This is a genomic window from Bradyrhizobium sp. Ses1, assembly GCF_059512365.1.
In genome coordinates this window covers 293,713-309,151 of the sequence record NZ_JCAMOQ010000002.1, presented here as the reverse complement: position 1 = coordinate 309,151, position 15,439 = coordinate 293,713, and the positions used below count along the sequence as shown (strand labels likewise).

Genomic DNA, 15,439 nt, shown 5'->3' with positions numbered 1-15,439 from the left:
TCGTCAGGAGGGAAATCATGACAGCCACTCAATCGCCAGAAGCCGAAAGCAAAGATCAATTCTTCAAGGAGCTGGCGGAGCTTTCCGAGCGGATGATCGCCGCGCATGGAAAAGAGTTTTCGATGGGCGCCCTGGTGCTGGCCGCGAGGTTCATCGCCGAGAATAAACCGTTCGAGCGCAGCGCAGTAACACAGTGACGTCTAACGAAACTCACTCCGGCTGGATATTAGCGTCCTTGGCGACCTTGGCCCACTTCTGGATTTCGCTGCGAATGTGATCCGCGAATTGCGACGGGGAGCCGCCGACGGGGTCGACGCCCTGATCCTGGAAGCGGCGCTTGACGTCATCCATCCCAAGGATCGCATTCAGTTCTGAATTCGGCTTGCGGACGATCTCCGGCTTCATCCCGGCGGGGCCGACGATGCCGAACCAGACCGTGACCTCGTAACCGGGAACGCCTGCCTCCGTAACCGTCGGAACGCCTTCCGCGAGCGTCGAGCGTGCCGTGCTGCTGACGCCGAGCGCGCGCAACTTGCCGGCATTGACCTGGGGCAGCACGTTCGGCGTATTGTCGAAGGCCGCGTCGATATGGTCGCCGAGCAGATCGTTCACCATCGGTGCGCTTCCCTTGTAAGGGACGTGCACGATATCGATCCCGGTCATGCTCTTGAACAACTCCATCGAGAGATGGTTCGACGAGCCGATGCCCGTGGACCCGTAAGAGATCTTGCCGGGATTGTTTCGGGCATAGTCGAGGAAATCCTTGACCGAATGGATCGGCATGGCAGGTCTTACGACGAGAAGATTCTGCGTCTGACCCGCAAAGATCAGCGGCGCGAAATCCTTGACGGTGTCGTATGGAAGGCTCTTGTAAATGCTCGGGTTGGAGCCGAATGGAAATGCCACGCCGAGCAGGGTGTATCCGTCGGGCGGGGATTTGGCGACCGCGTCGGTCCCGATCAGCGTGCCGCCGCCCGGCCGGTTCTCGACGACCACGGGAACGCCCCAGGCCTCCTGGAGTTTTTGCGACACGATCCGTCCCAGCGTGTCATTGAACCCGCCCGGTGGATAGGGAACGATGTAGCGGATCGTGTGGCTGGGGTAGGTGTCCGGATCGGCCGCTGCGGGCGCGGCCGGGGTCTGCGCGGAGGCCGCGCCCGTCAACAGAAGAAGGAACGCGCCGCAGGCGAAGTAAGCAAGACGCGTTGCGCGCGATTTGACTTCAGCCTGCAGCGGTTCAGACATAGCAGGGGCCCTCGATCAGTGGATGTGCGTTGATGAAAGCCTCGTTGATCTCGACCCCGAGGCCAGGCGTTTCAGATGGTTTGACGCAACCCTCGGCGTCGAGCTTGTACGGGACGCCGCCGACCTCGTCGCGGAACGGATTGTGCTTGGCGACGTCGCCCTCGAAATAGCCGGGGGCATCGACCGCCGCGAGCACGTTGATGGTTGCCGCCATGTTGATGCCGGTCGCGGAGGTGTGCGGGTTGAAGGACAGCTTCCACGCATAGGCCATCCCGGCGATCCGCATCGCCTCGGTGACGCCGCCGGTCTTGGACAGGTCCGGCTGCACAAAGCTGACGGCGCCATCCTCGATCAGGCGAGTGAATTCGAAGCGCGTAAAGTGGTTTTCGCCGGCCGCCAGCGGCGTCGAGCCGAGCGAGGCGGCGGTCCGGTACGAACGATAATCTTGCGCCGGGAACGGCTCCTCGAGCCATCCGATCTCCAGCTCGTCATAGGCCGGCATCACGCGACGTACGTCGTCGACCGTGTAGCCGGTGTTGGCGTCGACCAGAATTTCAATGGCGTCTCCGACCGCCTTGCGCACCGCCGTGGCGCGGGCGACGTCGTCGCGCGGATTGTCGCCGACCCGAAGCTTGATCGCCCGATAGCCCTGCGCGACGTAGCCCAGCGCCTCCTGGGCCAGCGACTCCGGCGCCTGCCATCCGAGCGAGATGCCGCCGGCATAGGCCTTGATCGGCTTTGAGGCGCCGCCGAGCAGCCGGTACAATGGCCAGCCCGCCGCCTTGGCGCGGATGTCCCACAGCGCCAGATCGAGGCCGCTGAGCGCCATCGCGGCGGCGTAGCCCATGCCATGGCTCGCCAACTGCATCTGGTAGACGCGCTGCCAGACGCCGACCACGTTCATCGCATCCATGCCGACGACCAATTCGGAGATCGTGGTGTCGATCAGCTCGGCGATGGCGCCGGGGCAGCGGCCGTGATGGGCTTCGCCCCAACCAACGAGGCCTTCATCCGTCGTGACTTTGACCAGCACCGCGTCGCGCTTCACCGCGCGGCCGATGCCCAACCTGACGTTCTGGCCCTGCGGTACGGGATAGGAGATCGGGACCGCCTTGATCGATGTGATACGCATTTTAAGACCTCAGACCGCTTTGTGTTCGGGATTGACGAGATTGAGCGGCTGCTCGCCGCGCAGGATTCGGAGCATTTCTTCGGCCGAGCCAACCGCCATCGCACGGCCGCTGGTGGCGGTGATCCCTGCGATATGCGGCGTCAGCAGCAGGTTGGGACAATCGAACAATGCGTCGTCGGACGGCAGCGGCTGGACATCGAATACATCGAGCGCGGCACCGGCGAGCTTGCCTGACCGCAACGCGTAGATGATGGCGGGCGTGTCGACCACGGCGCCGCGCGAGACGTTCACCAGGACGGATTGCGGCCGCATGTGCGCCAGCAGATCGTGGCTGACGAGCCTGCGTGTCTCGTCTGTCAGTGCGCAACAGACCACCACGGCGTTGCTCCGCGCGAACAGCTCCACGAGCGTGACTTCCTCGACATCAGGCGGCAGCGATCCCTTTCGGCGCGACGTGCCGAGCACAGTCATTCCAAAACCGTTGCTCGCGATGGAGGCGACGCGGCGCCCGATTGTTCCGACGCCGAGGATGCCGAGCGTCGTTCCGCTCAACTCGGTGAGGCCGTCTGCCATCGCGCGGCTGGTCGCCCAGCCTTCGGCGCGCATCAGCGTGTCCACGCGCTGCAACGGCCGCCGCAGATGCATCAAGGCCGACATGACATATTCGGCCACCGCGTTGGTGTTGCTTCCGGGCAGGTTCGCAACCGCGATGCCGCGTGCCGTGGCGGCGGCGACCGGGATGAAGTCGAGACCGACGCCGTGACGGACGATAGCCTTCAGACGCGGTGCATGATCGACGATGTCGTCGGGCAGTTTCGCGCGCACGATGATGCCGTCGGCATCCGCTGCCCATTGGCGCAGTGTCTCCGGCCTGGTGTCCGGCGCGACGATCAACCGAACGTGCGGGGTGAGAATCGCCTCGCCATCAGGGTGCATGGCGTTGGTCAGGAGGACGACGGGTTTCTCAGGCATCTGGCGCAGGCCCCTCGATGATTGGATTTTGCAGGCGGCCGAGGGCTTGAACCTCGACCTCGACGGTCGAACCAGGCCTGAGCCACGCCGGCGGCTTGTGCAGCCCGGCCACGCCGGCCGGCGTGCCGGTGGCGATGATGTCGCCTGGTTCGAGCGCCTGTTGCCGCGACAGATAGGAGACGAGGTCGGCGACGTCGAATAGTATGTTCGCCGTCGAACCGGACTGCAGCATGCGGCCGTCGACTTTCAGCGTCACGGTGAGCGCGTGCGGATCTGGTACCTCATCGCGGGAGGCGAGGTAAGGTCCGAACGGACCGAAGGTCGGGTAGTTCTTGCCGCGGTCGAAATGGCCGTCGGCCTTGATGATCTCGCTTGCGCTGACATCGTTGAAGCAGCCATAGGCGACGACGTGATCGAGCGCACGCTCCTTGCTGACGTTCTCGGCGCGCGTGCCGATCACGGCCGCGAGTTCCGCCTCGTAGGTGACCCCGCCGATCGTTGCCGGCAGCACGATGGGCTGTTCCGGCCCAATGATCGTTTGCGGTGCCTTCATGAACAGCACCGGTTTCTCGGGCGGCGCCATACCGCGTTCAGCCAGCGCGTCGCGGTAGTTATGTGCGATTCCGAAGATGCGCCGCGGCGCCGGCAGGGGCGCCATCAGCGTGACCGCCTCGCGCGAAAGCCGCGCTGCCGCAGCGAAGCCGTGCACGCGAATGCGTTCCACGACTTTGGGCAGGTCGGCTTCGATCAGGGCCTGCACCTGCGGTGCCGCGCCGCCGAGGGCTTCGCCCATCGCCGGATGCGCAAGGTCGACGATTATTTCGCTGCCGTTGTCCAGCAGCACGCCGGCGCGCGTAAAGCCTTGCTCGCTGAAGGTGACGAATTTCATGAGCGGACCATCGGTTCACGCCACCCGGTAGCGATCGATCACGCCGCGATCGATCTCGATGCCAAGTCCGGCGCCGGTCGGCACCGCGACCTTGCCCTTGACCTGGACGATCGGTTCGACCGCCAGGTGATCGCGAAACGGGTTTTCCTCCTGCTCGAATTCCAGCATCGGCGGCATCGGAAACAGGCTCGGCGGCTGGTTCGGGATCGACGCCAGGAAGTGGATGGTGGCGGCAAGGCCGACCGCGGACCCCCAGGCGTGGGGGACGCATTCCACGCCATGCGTCGTGGCAAGCGTCGCGATCTTCTTGCATTCGGTAATGCCGCCCGCCGCGCAGACATCGGGCTGCACGATATCCATCGCCTTGCGCACGATGGCGTCGCGGAAGCCCCATCGGGTGAACTCGTTCTCGCCGCCGGCGACCGCCATGTCGAGCGCGCGCGAGACCTCCACATAGCCGTCGATGTCTTCCGGCGAAATCGGCTCCTCGAACCACTCGATGTCGAGCTCTTCGAGCTTGCGGCCGAGACGGATTGCAGCCGGCACAGTGAAGCAGTGATTGGCGTCGACCATCAGCTTGATGCCGGGGCCGATCGCTTCGCGTACGGCTTTCACGCGCTCGAAGTCACGCTTGATTGAACCAAGCCCGATCTTCATTTTTATTGCCTTGAAGCCGGCCTCAACGTAGCCCGTCGCTTCCTCGACCGCTTCCTCGACCAGCCGGTTCATGTCGGTGAAATAGAGCCCGGTGGCGTAAGCATCGACCTCGGTGCGGAAGGCGCCGCCGACAAGCTTGTGCACAGGCTTGTTGCAGGCTTTCCCGATAATGTCCCAGAGCGCGATGTCGATGCCGCTGATGGCTGCGATCGACATGCCCTTCGGCCCGTAATCCTTGATCCGGTTGTAGAGATCTTCCCAGATCACCTCGACGTCGAAGGGGTCGTGGCCGATCACGCGCGGGGCAAGCTGGGTTTCGATAAAGGCTTTCGCGACCGCTGACGGGCCGTAGCACTCGCCCCAGCCGACGATGCCGTCAGCGGTCTCGATCTCGACCAAGCAGGTGCCGCGCGTCTTGTAGAGCCAGCCGCGCGAGGAGGTGAAAGGACGTTGCACCGGAGCGGCGACGACGTGACAGGTGATCTTCTTGATGGACAAGCGCGTGAACCTTGGTTGGAGAGCGTTGGAGTTAAGAGCAGCGATTCCGCCGCATCAGCCTATTCCTTCGGAAAGACCTGAGACGCCACAGTGCCGAGCGTGGCCGCGACGTTGTCGACTTCCTTGGTCAGCGCATCGCCGGTCAGGTCGTCGACAAGGAACACGTTCTTCTTAGCGAATTCCTTGAAGCGCGGATCCTGAATGGCGGCGCGAAACGCGGTGACCAGCTTGGTGCGGACATCGTCGGGGAGGTTTGCCGGACCAACGACGTAAGCCATCTGGACGACGGGGCCGTAGGGAAAGACGTCGTAGCCCTTCTCCTTGAAGGTCGGTACGTCCGGAAACATCTCCAGCCGCTCATTGGCGAAGATGCCGATCGGCTTCAGCAGGCCTTCCTGGATCTGGCCAAGTGTTTCCGACGGCTTCAACACGCCGGAATCGACGTGCTGACCGAGCAGGTCGGCCACCACTTTCGATCCGCCGGTGTAGGGCACGTTGACGAGGTTCACGCCCGCCGCGCGCGCGGTCATCAAGGCGAAGATGTGGTTCAGATTGTAATTGCCGGGGGTGCCGATCGTGACCTTGTCGGGATTGCCCTTCATGTACTTGATGAAATCGTCGAGCGATTTCTGCTCGGCCTTGGTCGAGACCAGGAGCATCAACGGATCGGTCGAGACGCGCGCGATGTGGGTGAACTGCGCATTCGTCAGCGGCGCCTTGCCCTGCGCCATCAGCGCCAGCGTCGAGCTGGTCCCCATGCCTAGCGTGTAACCGTCCGGCGCTGCGCTTGCGACCCGACGCATGCCAATCACGCCGGTCGCGCCGACGACGTTCTCGATGACGATCTTGATCCCATGTTCGCGCAGGATCGGATCGAGCGCCCGCGCCGCGACGTCGTTCGAGCCACCGGCGTTCCACGGCACGATGAAGGTGATGTCCCGCTGGGGATAGTCCGACTGACCGTAGCTGGCGGGCGCCTGGAGCATCGAAATCAGGCATGCCAGAGTGATCGCGGCAACTTTTCTCATCGTGGTATTTCCTCCCGTTTTGTTGTTTGTTATAACAAACATCGTCGGTAGGTCAAGACGGCCGACCGGAGGAGGGATTTGCGCGATGTCGCGCGCCGCGATACCGAGCGTTGTATGACGGCATTGAAACGAATCGAGCGTGAACCGCTGTGGGATCTCGCGCACGCGCAGTTGCGGGACGCGCTGCTGGCCGGGCGGTTCGAGCCCGGCACGGTCTTGACCTTGCGCTCGCTGGCCGAAAGTTTCGGGACGTCAATCACGCCGGTGCGCGACGCCGTCACCCGTCTCGTAGCGCAAGGCGTGCTGCAGCAGGGGCCGCGCAACTCCGCGATCGTGCCGCACCTGTCCCGCCGCGAGCTTTCGGACCTGACGGTGGTGCGTTGCGCGCTGGAAGGCCGCGCAGCGCGGGAGGCGGCCCTGCGGCGGCATGACGAGGCCGCCCTGCGGAAGCTGCAAGAGCGGCTCTCGACGATGCAGTCGCTGATCGCTGCGCGCAAGCTCGAGAGCTACCTCGAGCATCACCGCAAGTTTCACTTCGGCATCTACGCGATGTCGGGGGTCCCGCTGCTCGTCGAGACCATCGAGAACATGTGGCTGCGCTGCGGGCCGGTGCTGTCCTACGTGATCCCCGAATATGTCGTCCTGCTGAAGGGTTGGGATCACCACACCGCGGCGCTGAAGGCTATCGTGGCGGGTGACGCCGATAGTGCCGAACGCGAGATCGTCGCCGACATTAGTGATGCCGCGCACTACCTCGCGAGTCTTGCAGATTCGACGGGCCAATTGAGGCGACCGTCTGGGCTAGTCACCTCTTAGCTGCGCGCGGCGCCCCGGACTGGCGAAGATGGAAGGTGAAGCCCTTCGATCAGGCGCCACGTTCGCCTTGTGCGGTTCCTGCCGTGGTCCGTTGACGACGTTTGGGGGCGTTGCGCTCCGGCGCAGCGTCGGTGGCTCGGCTGTGCGAGTCAGGCTGGTAGCCCAGTCGGATCGACAGGAGCTCGGCGTGCGTCATCACGGTCCGGGCGAGCTCTGGCACCCATTCAGCCGTAACGCGCCGGCTCGGACCACTCACGCTAATTGCCGCGAAGACGCGGCCCGCACTGTTGCGGATCGGTGCGCCGACGCAGCGCAGCTCCGGCTCATGCTCGCAATCGTCCACCGAATAGCCGCGGGACCTGATCGCGGCCAGTTCGGCCTTTAGCCGCTTGGGCTCAACGATTGTGCTCGGCGTGAAGCGAGGCAGGCCGGCGCGGATGACCCGGTCGATCACGGCGTCGCTCTGGAAGGCGAGCGCCGCCTTACCCACGCCTGTCGAGTGACAAGGCGAGGCTTCCATCGTGATGACGGTGTTGTGCGGGCGTGCAGCAATTTGGCTGCGGCGATTGACGAAGACCATCTGCGCGCCGTCGAAGACGCAAAGATGCACATCCTCGCCGCTGAGCTTGGCAAGCGTATCGACGAAAGGCGGCGCCTCGCGATACAGCGGGAGGTTCATGAGTGCGCTGCCGCCGAGCTCGAACAGTTTTATGCCAAGCCGGTAGCGATCGCGGCTCGCATCCTGCTCCAGGAACCCGACGCTGCGCAGGCTATCGACGATGCGATGGACGGTGGTGCGCGGTAGGCCGGTACGTCGCGCGATCTCGACAACGCTCAGCTCGGGGTCGGTCGAGGAGAAGGCCTCCAGGACCTCGAGCATCTTGAAGAGCGACTTCACGCTCCGTCGACCGCTGTCGACGCTAGTCATGTCGGACCTTTCGGGTGGCGTCGCCACGCAATATCCAGGACGCGAACCAAGTCCGACTTAGACGGAATCGGGCGCGGCGGCAATGCCGCGCCCTTTGTCGTGCGCTCACTCGGCTGCGACCAGCCTCACGCTGCCTTCGACCTCGAGCAGGGGCTTGAGGGCAGCCGCGATCGCGTCCTTTTGCCGGCTGGTCGGAGCCGGCATCGGCTGCCGCGGAAGACCGCTCGGCGATCCCTGGAGGGTGAGGGCATGCTTCACGCAGGCCGGGAGATTGTCGCCGACGATCGTGTTCCAGAACCGCAACAGGCGCTTGTGGATCTCGATCGCGGTCGCGTGGTCACCGCGTTCGACCGCGTTCCACAGTGCCACGCAGGCGCCGGGCACTGCGGCCGGGTTCGCGGCGATCGTGCCATGCGCGCCGAGCGCGAAGGACGGATAGAGCAGCGCATCGACCGCCGTCAGCACGACCTTGCCCGCGGGCACGTCGAGCAAAAGATCGGCCATCAGCTTCAGGTCGCCGGCGCTCTGCTTGACGCCGATCACGCCGGGCAGCTCGTTCATGATCCGCAGCAGCAGCGCGGGGCTCAGGTAGTTCCAGGGCACGACGTTGTAAATGATGACGGGCTGCTTGACCGACTCGGACAGCGTCTTGAAGTGGCCGACCGTCGCATCCTCGTCTGGCTTGAAGAGATAGTGCACCGGCGTGATTTGGAGCGCGGCGACGTCGAGCGATTCGATGGCGCGGGCGCGGGCAATCGCTTCGCGGGTCGAGTTGGCGATGATGCCGGCGACGAGCGGCACCTTGCCGTTCAGCTCCTCTGCGCAGGCCTCGATCAAACGCCGGAATTCGTCGGCGGTAAGCGTGTGACCCTCACCCGTGCTGCCGCCAACACAGACGCCATGCACGCCCTTATCGAGCAAAAACTTCACTTGGCGACGGAAGGCCTTTTCGTCGATGTCGCCGTTCTGATCGAACGGCGTGGTGAGGGGCGGGATGATCCCCGTAATCTTCGCTGGCACGTTATCCTCCTTTATTGTCCGGAATACGGACATTTTTGTATGACAAATGCGCGCATGACGTCAAGCGTGGTCGGCAACATATCGAGTTGTTCGCGCTAAATTTAAGAGGAGAGTAGTGACGCGGCCGAAAAATCCACTTGACATGTGGAATAACTCGCTGCTCATGTTGTCCGCAATACGGACAAAAGTCCGGGCAGGGATGTCTTCCTGCCGAAGCCGGAGGACGACGTCATGAGCGGAATGGTTAGGTCGAGCGGGTCCAGCCGGGTGGCAGACCAAGTGACCGCTTCGATCAAGGGTCGGGAGTCCAGCGACATCCGGAAGGTTGCTGTGGCGAGCGCCATCGGCAACATGATCGAGTATTACGACTTCACGCTCTACGCGACCGCAACCGCGCTCGTCTTCAACAAGATCTTCTTCCCGAGTTCTGATCCCTTGGTCGGATCGCTGCTCGCTTTCGCGACGTTCTTCGTGGGCTATTGTGCAAGGCCGCTCGGCGGCGTGCTGTTCGGCCATTTCGGGGACCGCGTCGGCCGAAAAACGGCGCTGCTCATCACTATCGTGATCATGGGACTTGGGACTTTCCTCATCGGACTCATGCCGACCTATGAGCAGGTCGGAGTGTTGGCGCCGATCTGTCTCATCGGGCTGCGGCTGTTGCAGGGAATTGGCATCGGCGGCGAATATGGCGGCGGCATGGTGATGACGGTCGAGCACGCGCCGGCCGACCGGCGCGGTTTCTTCAGCTCGCTCGTCCACATCGGCGTGCCCGCCGGATTCCTGATCCCGATCGCGCTTTTGGGAATCCTGTCGACCTCCATGAGCGAGCCTGACTTCCTCGCCTGGGGCTGGCGGATCCCGTTCCTGTTTTCGATCGTCCTCGTCGGAATCGGGCTCTTCATCCGCTTCAAGATCTCGGAGACGCCGGCGTTCAAGCGCGTGCTGAGCGAGGAGGGGGCTGCCAGCGTGCCGGTGGTCGAAGCGGTCCGCAATCACAAGGGCAACATTTTGTTCGGTATCGGTGCCAAGGTCGCCGAAAGCGGGCTGTTCAACATCTACGCCGTGTTCGCGATCACCTACTGCAAGACCAAGCTCGGACTGCCGAGCCAGACGATCCTGAACGGCGTGCTCGTTGGCTGTGCGCTCGAATGCCTGACGCTGCCGATGTTCGGGGCGCTGTCGGACCGGATTGGTCGTCGCGCAGTCTATTTAGGCGGCATGATCTTCCAGGCCGCGCTCGCGCTCGTCTTCTTCCAGATGCTGAACACCGGGCACACCGGCATGATCTGGCTCGCGATCGCGCTCGGCCTCGCGCTTGGTCATGGCTCGGTCTACGGCGCGCAGGGCGCCTACTTCTCGGAGCTGTTTCCGGCGCGCATTCGCTACAGCGGCCTCTCGCTCGTGCAGCAGCTCGGCCCGATCCTCGGCGGCGGCCTCTCGCCGCTGATCGCAACCGCACTGCTTGCCGAGTACGGCTCGGCCTATTGGGTGGCCGGCTACATGGTCGCGATGGCGCTGCTCTCGGCCGCCTGTGTCTTCGGCCTTCGTCCGCTCCGCTCGGATAACTGAGCCGATCCTGCTCGCAAAACTAGCCGCTCGAGACGAGGCGGCATCGCAAAACCAAGTGAGGAAACTGCCATGGTCTCTACCTTGCGCTTCTCTCGACGCAGTCTGATCAAGGGCATCGCCGCTGCGCCGCTCGCAATGCCGGCGATCCTTGGCCGTGCACGCGCCGCCGATCCCATCCGCATCGGCATTTCCGGACCGATGACGGGTCAGTTCGCCCAGAACGGCCAGTGGATGAAGAACGGCGTCGCGATTGCGGTGAAGCAGGTCAACGACAAGGGCGGCATCAAGGGGCGCATGATCGAAGTGCGCATCGCCGACGATCTCGGGCCGAACCCCACTGCGGCGGCCAATGCCGTCACCAAGCTCGCGACCCAGGACGAAGTCGTGGCACTGGTGGGTCCGCACTACACGCCGGGTATCTTGCCGAACCTGCCGTTGCTCGCGAAATACAAGATCCCGTGCCTGACGGGCGCAACCGGTCCGGTCGTCACCCAGCAAGGCAGCCCCTGGGTGTTTCGCGTCCGCCTGAATGATGCGATCGGCGCGGACCTTCTGGTCAAATACGTCACCGAAGATCTGCAATGGAAGAAGATCGGACTTGGCTACGTCAACACGGCCTTTGGGCAATCCGGCATGGGCGTGGTCAAGGCCTCCTTGACCAAGCGCGGCGTCGAGCCTGCGCTGGTGCAGGCCCACACCGACGCGACCAAAGATTACACCTCGCAGATCCTGGCCTTCCAGCAGGCCGGTGTCGACGGCATCATCGTCTGGACTGACGATCAACCGGCCGGGCTCATTGCCAAGCAGAGCAAGACCCTCGGCGTCAAATTCGGCATCGCCGGCAACACGGCATTCTCGCAGCCGATTTTCCTCGGCCTCGCCGGAGAGGGCGCCGACGGATGCATGGCGATCGGCGAGTTCGTCAAGGACAATCCCGACGAGCGGGTGCAGAACTGGAAGAAGCTCTATTCGGCGACCCATCCCGGTGACGAGCCGGAACTCTACGCCACGGTCTATCACGACGCGGCAAAGCTGATCATTGCGGCGATGGAGCGCGCCGATGCCATTACGGGCGAGGGAATCCAGCAGGCCCTGACCGCGATCCGTGACTTCCCGGGCATCGTCACACGCTATGGCTGGACCGGCAACGGCGATATGACCCATTCCGGCATCATCACCAAGGTCGCCGGCGGCAAGCCGGAGATCGTCAAGGCCATCAGCAGCTAACGCGCGCGACGCCGCCGGACCTCCGGTGGCCGGCACCGGGATGGGATCTTACGATGTTGCAGACTTTTATTCAGATCGTATTGGTGGGATTGGCGGTCGGCGCCGCCTATGCGCTGGTGGCGCTCGGCTACACGCTGATCTGGAATGCGGTCTCCCTGGTCAATTTTGCTCAGGGAGACCTCGTGATGCTCGGCGCCTTCGTCTCGGTCGGCTGGCTCGCCAATCGTCTCGGGATGCCGCTGTGGCTGAACCTCGGCGCGATGCTGGTGATCCTTGGCCTCTTCGGCGCCGCGCTGGCTTGGGGAATCTACCATCCCCTGCGCAACGCGCCGCAATTGTCGGCGATCGTGGCAACGCTCGGCCTGTCCATGGCGTTGCAGAATATCGCCGTGATCATCTGGGGACCGCAGCCTCTCAACTTCGCTGGCCCCCTGGGCACGACCTCGGTGCAGCTCTTCGGCTCCACGATCTACGCGCAGTATCTCGTCATCCTGGCGGCGCTCGCGGTGATGATGGCGATCCAGCACGCGCTGTTTCAGCATACGGCGCTCGGTCGCGCGATGCGCGCCACCGCGCAGGACGCCGAAGCCGCGCGGCTGATGGGCATCCCCACAGCCCGCATCATCGCTTTCATCTTTGCCTACGCCACCATGCTCGCAGCCTTGGCGGGCTGGCTGGTCGCGCCGCTGTCTTACGTATCTTCCGACATGGGCGTTAACCTGTCGCTCCGTGCCTTCGCGGCGACCATCCTCGGCGGCTTCGGCTCGATCCCCGGCGCGCTCGTCGGTGGCCTGATCTTCGGCGTCATCGAGTCGGCGGGCTCCTTCTACATTTCGTCGGAATATATCGACGTGATCGCGTTCGGCGTCTTGATCGCAGTTCTGATGTTCCGCCCGCAGGGCATTTTCGGTGAACTCGAACTGGAGCGTCCATAAATGACTGCCGACGGAAACACGCTGACGATGCGTACGCTCGCCCTTCTGGTGATCGGCGCGGCGATCCTATGCGGCCTCCTCCTGCCGCAATTCCTGTCGGTGTACTATCTGCAGGTCGCAGACGTGACATTGATCAACATCCTCCTGGTCCTCGGGCTCAATTTCATTCTCGGCTTCGGTGGCCAGATGTCGCTCGCACAATGCGCATTCTTCGGCATCGGGGCGTATGGATTCACGCTGCTTCAGGCCGCAGGCATGCCGGTACCGGTCGCCGCGATCGGCGCGATCGCAATCTCCGCCGCGGTGGGGATGGCGCTGGGCTGGCCGACATTGCGGCTGAAGGGGCATTACCTCGCCCTGTGCACGCTGGCTTTCGCGCTGATCGTCGAGCGGCTGCTGGTGAACTGGGAGGGCCTCACCAACGGCGCCAACGGCATCACCGCGATCCCGGGCATCGGGCTTGCCGGCGAGAACGACAAGATGCTGTGGGTACTGCTCGCGATCGTCGCTTGCGCCTATCTGCTTCAGGTCTGGATCGCCAATGGTCCGCTGGGTCTGCGCATCCGCGCGCTACGCGACGACGCGCTGGCCGCGCAGGCCATCGGCGTCGACATCTCGCGGCTCAAGATCATGCTGTTCGTGATTTCGGCCGCTTATGGCGGTCTTGCCGGCATCTGCTACGTGCTGCTGCGCGGCTATATCAGCCCCGACGTCTTCTCGTGGCAGTCGACCTTCTCCTACCTCGCCATGGCGGTGGTCGGCGGCCTCGGCAGCCCCCTTGGCGCCGTGCTCGGGGCCATCCTCTACACTTTCGTGCCGGAGCTGTTGCGCTTCATGCAGGAATACTACTTTGCCGTCTTCGGCGTCATGGTCATCCTCGTGATCACCTTCTTCCCCGCCGGTCTCTCCGGACTGGTTCTCTCCGCCTTCCACAGTCTTCGCCGGCGCGAAAAATCCTATGCACGATCGGACGTGACGCATCATGAACGCGCTGCTTGAACTCTCCGGCGTCACCAAACGCTTCGGCGGCCTGACGGCGCTCGAAGACGTATCGCTCACCGTCGCGCAGGGCACGATCCATGCTGTGATTGGCCCCAACGGCTCGGGCAAGACCACGCTGTTCAACATCATCAGCGGCATCTATACGCCGACCGGAGGCGAGGTGCGCTTCGAAAGCGCCATCGTCACGTCGAAGCCATTGCACCAGCTCGCGGCAATGGGGCTGGCACGCACGTTCCAGAACACCCGCCTGTTCGGCTCGATGACCGTGCGCCAGAACGTCCTTGCCGCGCGGCACGGCAGGGCTCATCCGTGGCGCTTCGACCAGGAAAACGCACGCCGGGTCGACGAGATCATTGCGTTCGTCGGGCTTGCCGACGTTGCCGATGCGAATGCCGCCTCGTTGCCGCAGGGACAAAGGCGGTTGCTCGAAATCGCCAAGGCGCTTGCGCTGGAGCCGCGCCTCGTGCTGCTTGACGAGCCGCATGGCGGTCTCAACCACGCCGAGACCGCACGCCTGATCGAGGTGATCCGCCAGATGCATGCACGCGGGATGACGATCCTCTTGATCGAGCACGAGATGGAAGTGGTGATGACGCTCGCCGACCGGATCACCGTGCTCAATTTCGGCAAGGTGCTGGCGGAGGGCGCGCCGGCCGAGATCCAGCGCAACGACGCCGTCATCGAGGCCTATCTCGGCCGCGCCGACCGCGAGGCGGAGCTCCATGAACAGGTCGGCCGCGCGAGCGAAGGTACCGGCGCGCCGCTGCTCGAGGTCTCCGATCTCGTGGTCCGCTATGGTGACATCGAGGCGGTGCGGCAGGTGTCGCTGAAGGTCGGTGTCGGCGAGTTCGTGGCGCTGCTCGGCAACAACGGGGCAGGCAAATCCTCCACGCTGAAGGCGATCGCGCGTCTGGCGCAGGCCTCGGGCTCGGTGCGCTTCACAGGTCAGGAGCTGATCAGGGAGCCGACCGAGCGTCTGGTCGGAATGGGACTGGCGCTCGTTCCCGAGCGCCGGCGGCTGTTCGGCGGATTGACCGTGATCGAGAATCTCAAGATCGGCGCCTATGGACGGCCGCACGGCGAACTGGCGGGATTGATCGAGGAAATGCTCGAACTATTCCCCAACCTCAAGCGCCTGTCGGCATCGCTGGCCTTTTCGCTCTCAGGCGGGGAGCAGCAGATGCTCGCCGTTGCCCGCGCATTGATGAGTCGTCCGCGCCTCTTGCTGCTCGACGAGCCGTCGCTCGGACTGGCTCCGCTGCTGGTCGAGCAGGTGTTCGGCAAGCTCGTGGAAATCAATCGGCAGGGGACCGCGATCCTGCTGGTTGAGCAGAATGCCCGCATGGCGCTCGCGGTCGCGCATCGCGGTTATGTGCTGAGCTCGGGACGCATCGTCGCCGAGGGCAGCGCCGCCGAGGTCGCGCGTGATCCCCGCCTGATGGGCGCCTATCTCGGCCACGGCGAGGCCGCCGAATAAGCCATCGGGCTGGATCTGGTGCTCACGAGAGCCGGCGCCGTCGC

General features: G+C 64.0%; 15 protein-coding genes. 7 read left to right on the top strand and 8 right to left on the bottom strand.

The window, feature by feature from the left end; all coding sequences use genetic code 11:
• Nucleotides 1-17 precede the first annotated feature (17 nt).
• Nucleotides 18-197: a hypothetical protein gene (locus AC5ZG5_RS04360; protein ID WP_456641154.1), complete on the top strand. Its 180-nt coding sequence runs from the start codon at nt 18-20 to the stop codon at nt 195-197.
• 13 nt (nt 198-210) lie between these two features.
• Here the strand turns inward: AC5ZG5_RS04360 and AC5ZG5_RS04355 are convergent, their stop codons facing one another.
• The 6 genes from AC5ZG5_RS04355 to AC5ZG5_RS04330 are packed head-to-tail and all read right to left on the bottom strand — an operon-like array spanning nt 211 to nt 6,421.
• A complete protein-coding gene (locus AC5ZG5_RS04355; protein ID WP_456641153.1) occupies nt 211-1,245 on the bottom strand; it encodes a Bug family tripartite tricarboxylate transporter substrate binding protein in 1,035 nt (344 codons plus the stop codon).
• Nucleotides 1,238-2,377 (bottom strand): mandelate racemase/muconate lactonizing enzyme family protein, encoded by a 1,140-nt coding sequence (locus AC5ZG5_RS04350; protein WP_456641152.1) that lies wholly within the window; start codon nt 2,375-2,377, stop codon nt 1,238-1,240. Before AC5ZG5_RS04350 ends, AC5ZG5_RS04355 begins: the two co-directional genes overlap by 8 nt.
• A 9-nt stretch (nt 2,378-2,386) precedes the next feature.
• Nucleotides 2,387-3,349 carry a hydroxyacid dehydrogenase gene (locus tag AC5ZG5_RS04345; RefSeq protein WP_456641151.1) on the bottom strand — a complete coding sequence of 321 codons (963 nt, stop codon included), beginning with the start codon at nt 3,347-3,349 and terminating at the stop codon, nt 2,387-2,389.
• A complete protein-coding gene (locus AC5ZG5_RS04340) occupies nt 3,342-4,238 on the bottom strand; it encodes a fumarylacetoacetate hydrolase family protein (RefSeq protein ID WP_456641150.1) in 897 nt (298 codons plus the stop codon). Before AC5ZG5_RS04340 ends, AC5ZG5_RS04345 begins: the two co-directional genes overlap by 8 nt.
• 15 nt (nt 4,239-4,253) lie before the next feature.
• The gene (locus AC5ZG5_RS04335; protein WP_456641149.1) at nt 4,254-5,393 is read right to left on the bottom strand and encodes a mandelate racemase/muconate lactonizing enzyme family protein; all 1,140 of its coding nucleotides are present in this window, start codon (nt 5,391-5,393) and stop codon (nt 4,254-4,256) included.
• Nucleotides 5,394-5,452: 59 nt separating this feature from the next.
• Nucleotides 5,453-6,421 carry a Bug family tripartite tricarboxylate transporter substrate binding protein gene (locus AC5ZG5_RS04330; protein ID WP_456641148.1) on the bottom strand — a complete coding sequence of 323 codons (969 nt, stop codon included), beginning with the start codon at nt 6,419-6,421 and terminating at the stop codon, nt 5,453-5,455.
• Nucleotides 6,422-6,499: 78 nt separating this feature from the next.
• Between AC5ZG5_RS04330 and AC5ZG5_RS04325 the strand changes: the two genes are divergently transcribed.
• On the top strand, nt 6,500-7,237 hold the full coding sequence (locus AC5ZG5_RS04325) for a GntR family transcriptional regulator (protein ID WP_245474568.1): 738 nt from the start codon (nt 6,500-6,502) through the stop codon (nt 7,235-7,237).
• Nucleotides 7,238-7,286: 49 nt separating this feature from the next.
• Here AC5ZG5_RS04325 and AC5ZG5_RS04320 read toward each other — a convergent pair whose 3' ends face one another.
• Together AC5ZG5_RS04320 and AC5ZG5_RS04315 are read right to left on the bottom strand one after the other, a co-directional pair.
• Complete coding sequence (locus AC5ZG5_RS04320) at nt 7,287-8,165, bottom strand: IclR family transcriptional regulator (protein WP_456641147.1); 879 nt, start codon at nt 8,163-8,165, stop codon at nt 7,287-7,289.
• A gap of 105 nt (nt 8,166-8,270) precedes the next feature.
• Nucleotides 8,271-9,185: a dihydrodipicolinate synthase family protein gene (locus tag AC5ZG5_RS04315; protein WP_456641146.1), complete on the bottom strand. Its 915-nt coding sequence runs from the start codon at nt 9,183-9,185 to the stop codon at nt 8,271-8,273.
• A gap of 231 nt (nt 9,186-9,416) precedes the next feature.
• Here AC5ZG5_RS04315 and AC5ZG5_RS04310 point away from each other — a divergent pair, with 231 nt between their 5' ends.
• From AC5ZG5_RS04310 to AC5ZG5_RS04290, 5 genes are all read left to right on the top strand, one after another.
• On the top strand, nt 9,417-10,754 hold the full coding sequence (locus AC5ZG5_RS04310) for an MFS transporter (RefSeq protein WP_245474569.1): 1,338 nt from the start codon (nt 9,417-9,419) through the stop codon (nt 10,752-10,754).
• A 69-nt stretch (nt 10,755-10,823) separates the two neighbouring features.
• The gene (locus AC5ZG5_RS04305; protein ID WP_456641145.1) at nt 10,824-11,981 is read left to right on the top strand and encodes an ABC transporter substrate-binding protein; all 1,158 of its coding nucleotides are present in this window, start codon (nt 10,824-10,826) and stop codon (nt 11,979-11,981) included.
• 53 nt (nt 11,982-12,034) lie between these two features.
• The gene (locus tag AC5ZG5_RS04300) at nt 12,035-12,916 is read left to right on the top strand and encodes a branched-chain amino acid ABC transporter permease (RefSeq protein ID WP_456641144.1); all 882 of its coding nucleotides are present in this window, start codon (nt 12,035-12,037) and stop codon (nt 12,914-12,916) included.
• Nucleotides 12,917-13,915: a branched-chain amino acid ABC transporter permease gene (locus AC5ZG5_RS04295; protein ID WP_130224156.1), complete on the top strand. Its 999-nt coding sequence runs from the start codon at nt 12,917-12,919 to the stop codon at nt 13,913-13,915. It begins immediately after the preceding gene.
• A complete protein-coding gene (locus AC5ZG5_RS04290; protein WP_456641143.1) occupies nt 13,899-15,395 on the top strand; it encodes an ATP-binding cassette domain-containing protein in 1,497 nt (498 codons plus the stop codon). The genes AC5ZG5_RS04295 and AC5ZG5_RS04290 overlap by 17 nt, the downstream gene beginning before the upstream one ends.
• The last annotated feature ends 44 nt before the right edge of the window (nt 15,396-15,439 follow it).